Below are 12216 nucleotides of genomic sequence, written 5' to 3'. Positions count from 1 at the left end.
TAAGGCAGGAAGGGAGCGGTTTCGCCGTGGGAAAAGGCAACCGGGGCCAACGCATGGCTGGCTCCGGGTAAAGCATCAAAGCGCCAGCAGGCGCGTCAACGACGGGGCAAAGTAGTAGCTGCCGGTCACCGCCCGGCTGAAGCGCAGCAAAGCATCGTGTTTGCCATCCCGTTCGCCGAACATGCTCAGCAATTGCTGTTCAATATTGTGCAGGCGCGCGCAGTAGGCAATAAAGTACAGGCCATGCTTGCCGCTGGCGGTACCGTAAGGCAGGCTCTGGCGCAGGATTTTCAGCCCTTTCCCGTCTTCTTTCAGGTCAACGCGGCTGACGTGCGACGTCTCAGGCCTTTGCTCCGGCGGCAGCTCTTCGCTGCTCAGCTTGGTACGCCCAATTATCTGTTCCTGCTGTTCAGTGGTGAAACGCTGCCACTGACGCAGATTATGCTCGTAACGCTGCACCAGCACATAGCTGCCGCCTGCGTCCTCTTCGCCTTCACCAATCACCGCCACCACAGGGCGCTGTTCACCCTGCGGGTTTTCGGTGCCGTCGATAAAGCCGCTCAGATCGCGCTCTTCTACCCAACGGAAGCCGTGCGTTTCTTCTTCAACCCGAATGGTATTGCCAAAGGCTGCCAGCGCCGCCTGTGCCAAAGAGAAGTTGACATCATGGCGCAGCGACTGAATATGGACCAGTAAATCACGCTGGGTCGCCGGTGCCAGACCTTTGCCCAGCGGCGTGAAAGGCTTCAGCTCTTTGGCACCCTGGCCGTTGGAAAGATCGTGCCAAACGTCCGCGCCAAAAGCCAGCACTGCGCCCAAATGGGCATCAGGGAACTGCTGCTGCAGTTCGCTAAGCGCCTGACAGAATTGCTTGCACCCCTGACGCAAATCGGCGAATTCGCCCTGAACCATGGCTTCAATAAAGATGCCAAAACGGCAATGTTCCAGCAGGATCCCGCTCTGAACCTGTGTCATGTAGTTATCCTCAATACCTGAATCGGGTAACAGGTTAGCGTTCAACGCATAGGTTCCCTGTTACAAACGCGCATTATCTTAGCCCCTGCGAATAAAATTACCTTGGCTGAGCGCAAAGAATAAAACCGGGTTTAGCACGAAAAAACGTAGGCGCTGCCTAAGGGCCCCCGCAGGAGGCTCACTGTGCTTTGGCGTGCCAGATGATTTTACTGACCGTCCAATTCCGCAGGGTGTCATCCGGTGGAATTATGTCCTGGGGGCCGGCCCACTTGCCACTGAAGATATAGGTCACGTACCGGCTCTGTTCAGCCACACACTCGACATTACCCGCCTCATCACCTTCACCCGGTTTACAGGCACCATAGGCTTTGCTGAACAGATCGCTGAACGGTGTGCCCAGCTTGCTGCCCCATTCGGTGGCGATCTTGGGATCCATAACATCGACGCGCTGCGCATAGCCTTTTGGCTCGCCGGTGATCACCAGTTTCACGTTGTCGCCATCCAATGCCTGATAATAGGCAACGATCTGGCCGTTGCTGGTCGCCATGCCCCCGCGCATGCGGTAGTTATTGTTCAAGCCTTCGCCAAGCGCGCTTTCTGTCATTGAGGTTCCGGCATTGATACCGCCGACGCCTTTGCCGCTGACTTCCACGCTGCCGCCGAACCAGTTGAACGGTGACAGGCTGGACCAGGAGAAGTTACTCAAGGTCGAACAGCCGGTCAGTAGCAGCGGTAGCCCTAACAGCAGTGGGCGAATATTCATCTTATAGCTCCTTAACATCAAACACATTGGCTGTCTCAGCCTCTCATAACAGCCCTGGCGGCACCATCGGTTGCGAGCTTGGAGTGCGCAAATTGCGAAAAGTGCCGCAAAAACAGCAATTAGTCCAGCTCTTCCGGCGGTATAAAACAGGCCTTCAGGCGTTGATTAAGCAGCAGATAGCCCAATGCCAACGCATCTGACAGCGCCAGAATACTATCCAACAGTGGCTCATTAGCGCCCTGCTGCCATAGGCTATGAAGCGCTCCCAGCAAGGCCGCCACTAAAGAGAGTGCCAGCACCCAACGCCAGCAGCGCCACAAACGCGGCCAGTGCTGGCGGCGGCCACAGATCAAGAAAGCCAAAGCCGCTGGCAGGCCCAGCAACATGCCGTACCAAAAGCGCTGGGTATCGGGGTAGAACAGTTGCAGCAGCCCGGTTCCCTGATCGCGCGAGGCTCCCGCCATCACGAACAATATCCAGGTACGGGCCTGCAGTATCAGCACGCTCCAGAACCATAGGGGCAAGCGTAATAAGCCGTGCTGATCGTAGTCGTCCGGCGAGAACCGGTGTGCTGAATCCTTCAAACGCTATTCCTTGCTGATGCCATAATGATTCATACAAATGGCGGCAGCGTGGGCCATTTTCAATCTCCGGCTTAAGAAGCTCTTAAGATCCTTATGGTTTAATCCTTACCATCAAACAGCAGCCTGATGAATAAGGCTATTGATTCTCATACAAGATAAGGAAAGCACCGATGAAAAAAATCACTTTGGCAGTCTTAATCGCGCTGTGCAGCGCACCGGTTTTGGCACAACAGGGTGGGTTCCTCGATCCCAACGCCCCGCAGGCCCAGACGCATAACGGCCAGCAAGGCGGTTTTGCCGGCCCAAGCGCAACGCTGACCACCGCGGATAAGGTCAAATCGCTGAACGACAATACCTGGGTGATGTTGCAGGGCAACATTGAACAGCGCGTTGGTGAGGATACCTATACCTTCCGCGATGCCACCGGCACCCTGACGGTCGAGATCGATAAAAAACGCTGGAACGGCCAGACCATCACCCCAAAAGACAAAGTACAGTTGGAAGGGAAAGTAGATAAAGAGTGGAGCAACGTGGAAGTCGACGTCAAAAATATCAAAAAGCTGCCATAACCGCTAATCAGGGCGGTAAAAATTTACCGCCCTGAAGGCTAATATTCCTGATCTTCAATCAGCCGCTTGCCTAGGCTGGTAATCCCCTGGATCTCATAACCGAGCTTTTCGTACATCTCGATCACGGTATCGTTGTCTTCACGCACCATCAGTTGAATCTTCGGGCAACCGCGCGCAATCAGCTTTTTTTCCAGCCGGTTAATCAGCGCATTGGCAATGCCACGGCCACGATAATCAGGGTGAACCCCCAGATAATAGGCCGAACCCCGGTGGCCATCGTAACCCCCCATCACTGAGCCCACCACTTCGCCACCCACTTCAGCCACCAGAAACAGGTCTGGATCGTGATTCAGTTTACGTTCGATATCCATTTCAGGATCGTTCCATGGCCGCAGTAAATCACAACGCTCCCACAGAGTGATGACCTCTTCAAAGTCGTCTTGCCGAAATACGCGAATTTCCATCAGATATGCGCCATTATAAAAAGGGTTACTCTGATTATACTCAAAGCCGTTAGCATTGCAGCCACGCGCTACCTTAGCGTAATAAATAGCAATAGTTGTCAAGTCGATTAATCAAGATCAATAGGCCATAACGTCGCGAAACAGTCCTTTCTGTCAGAACTGAGTGTGATTAAAAAACCGATTGAACGCTATCACCGTTTTAACCCCCTCGTGGCTTCACCAATGCGCCGCCAACTGTTGCTCTCCGACCTATTAGGTGGGGTAGCGCAACAGGCTAAGGCCAGCGACTCCGGCGGAAGAGCGCCTGCTGGGCACCACCGCGTTCCGCGAAAAAATTGCCCGCGCACTCGCCGATGGGATAATCGGCATCTTCCGTTATTAGTAGCGCCCACAGCTCCTCCCACTGATTGGCGGGGTTGTTCCCTTGCTGCAACCCTAATCACTTTGCGTATATACTTAGCGCCCTGTTCAGCCACCCGTTGCGAATAACCCGTATGAGTTTACCCACCATTAGCGCCGTAAAATCCTTTCTGCTGGCGCTGCAAGATCGCCTTTGCGAACAATTGGCACAGGCCGACGGCAGTGCAGGCTTTCATGAAGATCGCTGGGAGCGTGCGGAGGGCGGCGGTGGCCGCAGCCGGGTGTTGACCAACGGTGCGGTATTTGAACAGGCCGGGGTAAATTTCTCCCACGTTTCCGGTGCCACGCTGCCCGCCTCTGCCACCGCTCATCGCCCCGAACTGGCCGGGCGCAGCTTCCAGGCCATGGGGGTTTCGCTGGTGATCCACCCGCTCAGCCCTTACATCCCGACCAGCCACGCCAACGTGCGTTTTTTCATTGCCGAAAAACCGGGTGAAGAGCCGGTGTGGTGGTTCGGCGGGGGTTTCGATCTGACCCCGTTCTACGGGTTTGAAGAAGACGCCATCCACTGGCACCGCACGGCGCAGCAGCTTTGTGCGCCATTCGGTGACGATGTTTACCCAAAATACAAAAAGTGGTGCGACGACTATTTCTTTATCAAACACCGCAACGAAGCACGCGGCATTGGCGGCCTGTTCTTTGACGATCTGAACACCCCAGACTTTGATCGCTGTTTCGCCTTTACCCGCGCGGTGGGTGAAGGCTTCCTCGACGCCTATCTGCCGATTGTGGCAAGGCGTAAAACACTGCCATGGGGGGAAAGCCAGCGCCAATTCCAGCTTTATCGCCGTGGTCGCTATGTGGAATTCAATCTGGTGTGGGATCGCGGTACGCTGTTCGGCCTGCAAACCGGTGGCCGCACCGAATCGATTTTGATGTCGATGCCGCCGCTGGTGCGTTGGGAATATAACTATCAGCCGGAAGCAGGCAGCCCGGAAGCCGCGCTATATCGCGATTTTCTGCCGGTACGCGACTGGTTGCAGGAGCAGAAATAATGCAGATTTGGGTCGATGCGGACGCCTGTCCGAACGTGATCAAAGAGGTGCTGTTCCGCGCTGCAGAACGCACCGCCATGCCGGTTACGCTGGTGGCCAACCAGCCTCTGCGCACACCGCCGTCTAAATTCATCCGTACCTTGCAGGTTGCGGCGGGTTTTGACGTGGCGGATAACGAAATCGTGCGCCGCTGCGCGCCGAACGATCTGGTGATCACTGCCGATATCCCACTGGCCGCCGAGGTGATAGAAAAAGGGGCTATCGCCCTCAACCCGCGCGGCGAGCGCTACACGCCAGATACCATTCGCGAACGCCTGAATATGCGCGATTTTATGGATACCCTGCGCTCCAGCGGCATCCAGACCGGCGGGCCAAACACCCTGAACCAGCGCGATCGCCAACAGTTCGCCAACGAACTGGATAAATGGTTGCAGCAGGCAAAGCGGGCGCAGTAACTTTCAGTGAACGGCTCAGCCGTTTTTTGGCTTATTCATCCTGGCATGACGTTGATTTCATCCGGTATTGGGGGTATAACCATTAGCCATCTAGCTATTTAGCCGTCTATACGGATAAAAAATTATGCAACCAACGCCCCCCGTTGCAGGGCAATTCAAGCGCACCATGAAAGCCCGGCATCTGGTGATGCTCTCCTTGGGCGGCGTGATCGGCACCGGGCTGTTTTTCAACACTGGCTACATCATTGCCACTACCGGGGCACTCGGCACGCTGCTGGCTTATCTGATCGGTGCCCTAGTGGTGTATCTGGTGATGCTGTGCCTAGGCGAACTGGCGGTTGCTATGCCAGAAACCGGCGCATTCCATGTTTATGCTTCACGCTATCTGGGCCCGGCAACCGGTTATACCGTGGCCTGGCTGTATTGGCTGACCTGGACCGTCGCCCTTGGCTCCAGCCTGACCGCCGCCGGATTCTGTATGCAATACTGGTTCCCGCAGTCGCCGGTCTGGCTATGGTGCCTGATTTTTTGCACCGCGATCTTCCTGCTCAACATCATCACTACCCGTTTCTTTGCCGAAAGTGAATTCTGGTTCTCGCTGATTAAGGTGGTCACCATTCTGGCGTTTATCGTGCTGGGCGGCGCAGCCATGTTCGGTCTGATACCGATGAAAGACGGTACGCCTGCACCATTTTTGCATAACCTGACCTCATCCGGCTGGCTGCCTAACGGCACATTGCCGATCCTGATGACCATGGTGGCCGTGAACTTTGCCTTTTCGGGGACGGAGTTGATCGGCATCGCCGCCGGCGAAACGGAAACCCCGGAAAAAGTCGTTCCCTTGGCGATCCGCACTACGGTGATCCGCCTGATGGTGTTCTTTATTGGTACGGTATTTGTGCTGGCCGCGCTGCTCCCGATGGACCAGGCAGGCATTGTCAAAAGCCCGTTTGTGCTGGTATTCGAACGGATTGGCGTCCCTTACGCCGCCGACATTTTTAACTTCGTGATCCTGACCGCCATTCTTTCCGCCGCTAACTCCGGCCTGTATGCTTCGGGCCGCATGCTGTGGTCGCTGGTCCATCAGCGCACGCTGCCAGCGTATTTTGCACGAGTCAATGCGCGCGGCATCCCGATCAACGCGCTGGCCTTCAGTATGCTCGGCGGTGTATTGGCGCTGCTGACCAGCGTGATCGCCCCCGATACGGTATTTGTCGCGTTATCAGCCATTTCCGGCTTTGCGGTGGTGGCGGTCTGGTTAAGTATTTGCGCCGCGCACTTCGCTTTCCGCCGCGATTATCTGCGCAGCGGCCAGCCGCTGGCTGGGCTGAAGTATCGCGCCCCCGGTTACCCGCTGACGCCGATTGCTGGCTTCGCGCTGTGCCTGCTGGCCTGCATCGGTCTGGCGTTTGATCCCGAGCAGCGCATTGCGCTGTACTGTGGCCTGCCGTTTGTCGCGCTGTGTTACCTGCTCTATTACCTGACCCGCCGTGCCGGGCAGAAAACCTTACTCAAGATCGGAGAAGACCATGTCGGTTAATAACCCTATCGCCCCTCTGCTGGCAGATAACCGCACCTTGATTCTGGACGGTGCTTTGGCTACCGAGCTAGAAGCGCGTGGCTGCGATCTTACCGATCCGCTGTGGTCAGCCAAGGTGCTGATCGAAAACCCGCAACTGATTTATCACGTTCATCTGGACTATTTTAACGCCGGGGCACAGTGCGCCATCACCGCCAGCTATCAGGCGACGCCACAGGGTTTTCTGCGCCGCGGGCTTGATGAGCAGCAATCGCTCGCGCTGATCGCTAAAAGCGTGCAGTTGGCGCAGCAGGCGCGTGCGGATTATCTGGCCACGCACCCGCAGGCTGCCCCCTTACTGGTCGCCGGTTCCGTCGGCCCTTACGGTGCCTATCTGGCCGATGGCTCTGAGTATCGTGGGGATTACCGTTTGCCGCAGGAAGAGATGATCGCATTTCATCGCCCGCGTATTGCAGCCTTAGCGGCCGCCGGGGTTGATCTGCTGGCCTGTGAAACCCTGCCCTCTTTCACCGAGTTGCAGGCGTTGTTGGCACTGTTGCAGCAGTTCCCGCATTTAGGCGCCTGGTTCTCGTTCACATTGCGTGATAGCCAGCATCTGAGCGACGGTACGCCGCTGGCTGAAGCGATCGCCGCGCTGCAGGGTAACCCACAGGTACTGGCTATTGGGATCAACTGTATTGCGCTGGAAAACGTTACTCCGGCTTTGCAGCAGTTTGCCGCGCTGAGCGATAAACCGCTGCTGGTTTATCCTAATTCCGGTGAACACTACGATGCGGTGAGCAAAACCTGGCACCCTTGCGGCAACGATCCGCATCATCTGATCAACCAGATCGCAGACTGGCAGCGCAGCGGTGCACGCCTGATAGGCGGCTGCTGCCGGACCACGCCTGCGGATATTCAGGCGATTGCCGAGCGCTGCAAAGCGTAAAAAAACGCCCCCTGCTGCAGCAACAGGGGGCGTTTATCAAGACGTTATAACGGCTCGGTCTGCGCTTCCACCACCGCCAGCGCTACCATGTTGACGATGCGGCGCACGGATGCGATCGGTGTCAGAATGTGAACCGGTTTGGCAACGCCCATCAGCACCGGCCCTACGGTCACCCCTTCAGAAGAAGACACCCGCAGCAGGTTGTAGCTGATACGCGCCGCTTCCATATTCGGCATAATCAGCACGTTGGCAGAGCCTTTCAGCGGGCTGTCCGGCATCAGATCGTGACGAATGCTTTCCACCAGCGCCGCATCTCCGTGCATTTCACCGTCAATCTCCAGTTCCGGTGCCATCTGATTGACCAATTCCAGCGTTTTACGCATCTTGCGTGCCGCCGGGCTGTCGGAAGAACCAAAGCTGGAATGGGACAGCAGCGCCACCTTAGGTTCGATGCCGAAACGGCGCACGGTATGCGCGGCCATCAGCGTGATTTCGGCCAGTTGCTCCGGCGTTGGATCATCGTTGACGTAGGTATCAGCGATAAAGGTATTGCCGCTCGGCAACAGCAATGCGTTCATTGCCCCAGCGACGTGCGCTCCTTTGCGGAAGCCTAACACCTTCTCAACCACCTCATAATGCTCATGATAGCTGCCGATGGTGCCACAAATCATGGCATCGGCTTCACCACGATGCAGCATAATGGCAGCAATCAGCGTCGGGTTGCCGATCACCGCACGGCGTGCCTGCTCCTGCGAAACGCCACGACGCTTCATAATCTGGTAATACTCGCCCCAGTATGCCTTAAAGCGCGGATCGGATTCGTTGTTCACCACTTCGAAATCCTTGCCCGGCGTCAGTTGCAAACCCAGATGCTTCAGGCGTTTTTCGATCACGCTCGGGCGGCCAACCAGGATCGGATACGCCAGCCCCTGCGATACCAACTCCTGTGTGGCGTGCAGCACGCGCTCCTCTTCCCCTTCCGCCAGCACGACGCGTTTCACCTCTTTCTTCGCCTGAGAGAAGATCGGCTTCATAAACAGGTTGGTTTTGTAGACAAACTCGGTCAGTTTTTCGACGTAGGCATCAAAATCTTCGATCGGGCGCGTCGCCACGCCGGAGTCCATCGCCGCCTTAGCCACCGCCGGAGCGATTTTCACAATCAGGCGCGGATCGAAAGGTTTTGGAATGATGTATTCCGGGCCGAAGGAGAGATCCTGGCCGCCATAGGCCGAAGCCACCACATCGCTCTGTTCAGCCAGTGCCAGATCGGCGATCGCGTGCACACAGGCCAGCTTCATCTCTTCGTTGATCGTGGTCGCGCCCACGTCCAGCGCACCGCGGAAGATGAACGGGAAACACAGCACGTTGTTAACCTGGTTCGGGTAGTCAGAGCGGCCGGTACAGATAATCGCATCCGGGCGCACCGCTTTGGCCAACGGCGGCAGAATTTCCGGTTCCGGATTAGCCAACGCCATGATCAGCGGATCTCTGGCCATGGTTTTCACCATCTCTGGCGTCAACACGCCAGGGCCGGAACAGCCGAGGAACATATCGGCATTCGGAATGGCGTCCCCGAGCGTGCGCTGGCCGTTGTCTTCGATCGCATAAGCCGCCTTGGTTTCTTCCATATGGGCGTCACGACCTTTGTAGATCACCCCTTTGGAATCACAAACGGTAATGTTCTGCTTGCGCAACCCCAGCGCCACCAGCAGGTTCAGGCAGGCGATCGACGCCGCCCCCGCGCCGGAAACCACCAGCCGCACGTCGGAAATATTCTTTTTCACCACCCGCAGGCCGTTCAGCGCTGCGGCAGTCGTGATGATCGCGGTGCCGTGCTGATCGTCGTGGAACACTGGGATCTTCATGCGTTCACGCAGTTTTTTCTCAATGTAGAAACATTCTGGCGCTTTAATATCTTCCAGATTAATCCCACCGAAAGTCGGCTCAAGCGCAGCAATGATGTCGATCAGTTTGTCAGGGTCATGCTCATCAACTTCGATATCGAACACGTCAATACCGGAAAACTTCTTAAACAGAACGCCTTTACCTTCCATCACCGGCTTACCCGCCAGCGCCCCGATATTGCCCAAGCCCAGCACCGCAGTGCCGTTGGAGATCACCGCCACCAAATTGCCACGCGCGGTATATTTGTAGGCAGCGAGCGGATCGGCCGCAATTTCCAGACAAGGCGCAGCGACGCCCGGCGAATAAGCCAAGGCCAGATCGCGCTGCGTTGCCAGCGGTTTAGTGGGTGATACCTGGATCTTCCCTGGGACAGGAAACTGATGGAAATCAAGAGCACTCTGTTTGAGCTGTTCGTCCATTGTGGGTTCCTTTACTTGCTGCTTTTATGTTGAGGTAAGACGTTAATGCCGAACCAGTATAGTGAGAGAATCGTCACAAACTTTGAACCGTGCCATAACCTTGATCGAAACTCGCAAATAAAAGTTAAAAAGGCATTTCATTGGACGAAAAATCAACAAGTGAACGCATCAATACACGAAAAAAAGCTATTTTGCTGTTTCTACTGGAATATCTGCGAAACGCCGCCCTTTATGGTAGAAAATCCGGTCGCGCTCGCCGATGGATCTTAGTACGCGGCAGGGAACGCCCGCAGCGACCACATCACAGGGCACATCCTTGGTCACCACGCTGCCAGCACCAATCACGCTATTACGGCCGATGGTAACGCCGGGATTAATGATCGCCCCGCTGCCAATCCAGACGTTATCCTCAATCGTTACGGCCAAAGAAAACTGCTGCCCGGTAATACGCACCGTTGGATCCACCGGGTGCCCGGTGGTGGAGATTGTGACATTCGGCGCAATCATCACATTGTCGCCAATCAGCACTTTACCGTCATCCACCACAACCAGATTAAAGTTGGCGTAAAAGTTATCCCCGATCGCGATCTGGCTGCCATAGGCAACATGCAGTGGCGGCTCAATCCAAAAGTTTTTGCCGATTTTCCCCATCAGCCGACGGATCAGCGCCTCACGCTTTGCCTGCTCTGAAGGGCGCGTATGATTAAAGTCGTAGACTAATTCTTTTCCGCGCAGGCGCTCTTCCGCCATGCTTTCATCCATATCAGTGTATAAATACCCACTGGCTAATCTTTCCCGCTGCATCATCGCGTTTTCCTTGCTGTTCATTACGCCATATTCCTTACCGCATCAGGCTCACGTTTAAAAGCCGACAGCGGCCCGCGCCCCGACAGCGTGAAAAGTGATATCAGCGTAAACGTCAGCGCAATAAGCCCCAGAATAAGGTAGGCACCGTGGAAACCAATTTTTTCATACAGGTTCCCGACAAAGACCGACATAAACATAATCGCTAATTGTTTAAAGAAGCAGAAGCAAACCAGATAAATCGTGGCAGAGAAGCGCACCTCAAATACCGAGGTAATATATTTAAAACAGCCAACGATCAGGAATGGAACCTCAAACATATGCAAGGTTTTCAGAACCACCACTTCTAACGGCGTAGAGGCAAATGAAGAACCAATAATGCGTATCGACATGATTAACCCTGCCAGCAGCAGCGCATTTTTGCCGCCGATACGATTCACAATCAGCGGAGCAAAAAACATGATTAATGCATTCAGCAATTCACCCATGGTAGTGACATAGCCAAAAACACGCGTGCCCTGATCGGCTGAAGAGAAGAACGAAATAAAGAAGTTGGCGAACTGCTGATCAAACACTTCATAGGTACAGGAAACACCCACCACATACAGGGCTAAAAACCACAGCTTAGCGTCTTTGAGTAATTCGAACGCCAGGCGTAAATTAAACGGTTTACTGTTAGCCCCCAACTTATCTGCAATCTGTGCAGAGTTCCCCGCTTCAGGTTTAGCAATCAGTAGCAGGAGCGCCAGTACCAAGGCACAGCCAGAGCCAAGCCAGAATACAAATTCATTGTTGATGGTGAACATAATGCCAGCCACCGAAGCACACAACGCCCAGCCGATGCAGCCAAATAAGCGTGCACGGCCAAACTCAAACGAACTACGACGGCTCACTTTCTCTATATACGCCTCAATGGCTGGCGCGCCGCCGTTATAAATAAAGCCAAGATAAATCCCACCCACAATAGAGCCTAAAACAATATTAGTGCGTAAGAGAGGGCCAAAAACATAGATAAAGAACGGTGCAAATAACACCAGCATCCCGGTGATAATCCACAATAAGTGTTTTCTCAGCCCCAGCTTATCTGACAGTAAACCAAATATCGGTTGAAACAGTAATGAGAAGAAGGAGATGCTGGCAAAGATAATCCCGGCATCACTTTTGCTGATCTGATTAATGCTATGCAGCCAGATAGGGAAAAACGGGAAATAGGCCCCCATGATAAAAAAGTAGAAGAAGAAAAACAGCCCAAACATCCAAAAATTAGTATTTTTTAAATAGTACATGCGAATTCCTTGTGCAAAACCCAGACGCGTTTTGAGTTATTCCCAAAATAATTCGAGTTGCTTGTAGGCAGCAACCGAAGGAAGCCCCAGGAGCTTACTCAGGTAAGTG

Annotated in this window: 12 protein-coding genes and 1 pseudogene; 6 read left to right on the top strand and 7 right to left on the bottom strand. The window is 54.7% G+C overall.

Going from position 1 to position 12216, the window contains the following annotated elements; translation table 11 throughout:
- Positions 1 to 75: 75 nt before the first annotated feature.
- The 3 genes from BMI79_RS14745 to BMI79_RS14735 all read right to left on the bottom strand — a co-directional run bounded on the left by BMI79_RS14745 (position 76) and on the right by BMI79_RS14735 (position 2322).
- The gene (locus BMI79_RS14745) at positions 76 to 975 is read right to left on the bottom strand and encodes a Dyp-type peroxidase (protein WP_076942923.1); all 900 of its coding nucleotides are present in this window, start codon (positions 973 to 975) and stop codon (positions 76 to 78) included.
- A 178-nt stretch (positions 976 to 1153) separates the two neighbouring features.
- Positions 1154 to 1738, bottom strand: coding sequence for an RpoE-regulated lipoprotein (locus BMI79_RS14740; protein ID WP_076942888.1), 585 nt, complete (start codon positions 1736 to 1738; stop codon positions 1154 to 1156).
- A gap of 119 nt (positions 1739 to 1857) precedes the next feature.
- Complete coding sequence (locus BMI79_RS14735) at positions 1858 to 2322, bottom strand: DUF2919 domain-containing protein (RefSeq protein WP_076942887.1); 465 nt, start codon at positions 2320 to 2322, stop codon at positions 1858 to 1860.
- A 170-nt stretch (positions 2323 to 2492) separates the two neighbouring features.
- Here BMI79_RS14735 and BMI79_RS14730 point away from each other — a divergent pair, with 170 nt between their 5' ends.
- Complete coding sequence (locus tag BMI79_RS14730) at positions 2493 to 2891, top strand: YgiW/YdeI family stress tolerance OB fold protein (RefSeq protein ID WP_076942886.1); 399 nt, start codon at positions 2493 to 2495, stop codon at positions 2889 to 2891.
- Positions 2892 to 2929: 38 nt separating this feature from the next.
- Here BMI79_RS14730 and BMI79_RS14725 read toward each other — a convergent pair whose 3' ends face one another.
- Positions 2930 to 3355, bottom strand: coding sequence for a GNAT family acetyltransferase (locus tag BMI79_RS14725; RefSeq protein ID WP_076942885.1), 426 nt, complete (start codon positions 3353 to 3355; stop codon positions 2930 to 2932).
- Positions 3356 to 3644: 289 nt separating this feature from the next.
- Here BMI79_RS14725 and BMI79_RS23600 point away from each other — a divergent pair.
- From BMI79_RS23600 to mmuM, 5 genes and pseudogenes are all read left to right on the top strand, one after another.
- Positions 3645 to 3737, top strand: a pseudogene (locus BMI79_RS23600) (N-acetylmuramoyl-L-alanine amidase AmiA); the annotation flags it as partial.
- Between the two features lie 112 nt (positions 3738 to 3849).
- Entirely contained in the window at positions 3850 to 4770 is a 921-nt protein-coding gene (gene hemF / locus BMI79_RS14715) for an oxygen-dependent coproporphyrinogen oxidase (protein ID WP_076942884.1), read from the top strand.
- Positions 4770 to 5225, top strand: coding sequence for a YaiI/YqxD family protein (locus BMI79_RS14710; protein WP_076942883.1), 456 nt, complete (start codon positions 4770 to 4772; stop codon positions 5223 to 5225). Before hemF ends, BMI79_RS14710 begins: the two co-directional genes overlap by 1 nt.
- Positions 5226 to 5349: 124 nt before the next feature.
- On the top strand, positions 5350 to 6765 hold the full coding sequence (mmuP, locus tag BMI79_RS14705; protein ID WP_076942882.1) for an S-methylmethionine permease: 1416 nt from the start codon (positions 5350 to 5352) through the stop codon (positions 6763 to 6765).
- Positions 6755 to 7693: a homocysteine S-methyltransferase gene (mmuM, locus tag BMI79_RS14700; RefSeq protein ID WP_076942881.1), complete on the top strand. Its 939-nt coding sequence runs from the start codon at positions 6755 to 6757 to the stop codon at positions 7691 to 7693. The genes mmuP and mmuM overlap by 11 nt, the downstream gene beginning before the upstream one ends.
- A gap of 44 nt (positions 7694 to 7737) precedes the next feature.
- On the opposite strand, the gene maeB is transcribed toward mmuM, so the two are convergent.
- The 3 genes from maeB to BMI79_RS14685 form a co-directional block, all read right to left on the bottom strand.
- On the bottom strand, positions 7738 to 10017 hold the full coding sequence (gene maeB / locus BMI79_RS14695) for an NADP-dependent oxaloacetate-decarboxylating malate dehydrogenase (RefSeq protein WP_076942880.1): 2280 nt from the start codon (positions 10015 to 10017) through the stop codon (positions 7738 to 7740).
- A 186-nt stretch (positions 10018 to 10203) separates the two neighbouring features.
- Entirely contained in the window at positions 10204 to 10845 is a 642-nt protein-coding gene (locus BMI79_RS14690; protein WP_244157346.1) for a maltose acetyltransferase domain-containing protein, read from the bottom strand.
- Positions 10845 to 12107: an MFS transporter gene (locus tag BMI79_RS14685; RefSeq protein WP_037395652.1), complete on the bottom strand. Its 1263-nt coding sequence runs from the start codon at positions 12105 to 12107 to the stop codon at positions 10845 to 10847. Before BMI79_RS14685 ends, BMI79_RS14690 begins: the two co-directional genes overlap by 1 nt.
- Positions 12108 to 12216: the final 109 nt, after the last annotated feature.

The organism is Serratia oryzae, assembly GCF_001976145.1.
Taxonomy (GTDB): domain Bacteria; phylum Pseudomonadota; class Gammaproteobacteria; order Enterobacterales; family Enterobacteriaceae; genus Chania; species Chania oryzae.
Note: the sequence above shows the minus strand (reverse complement) of the source record. Positions and strands in the feature narration are given on the sequence as shown.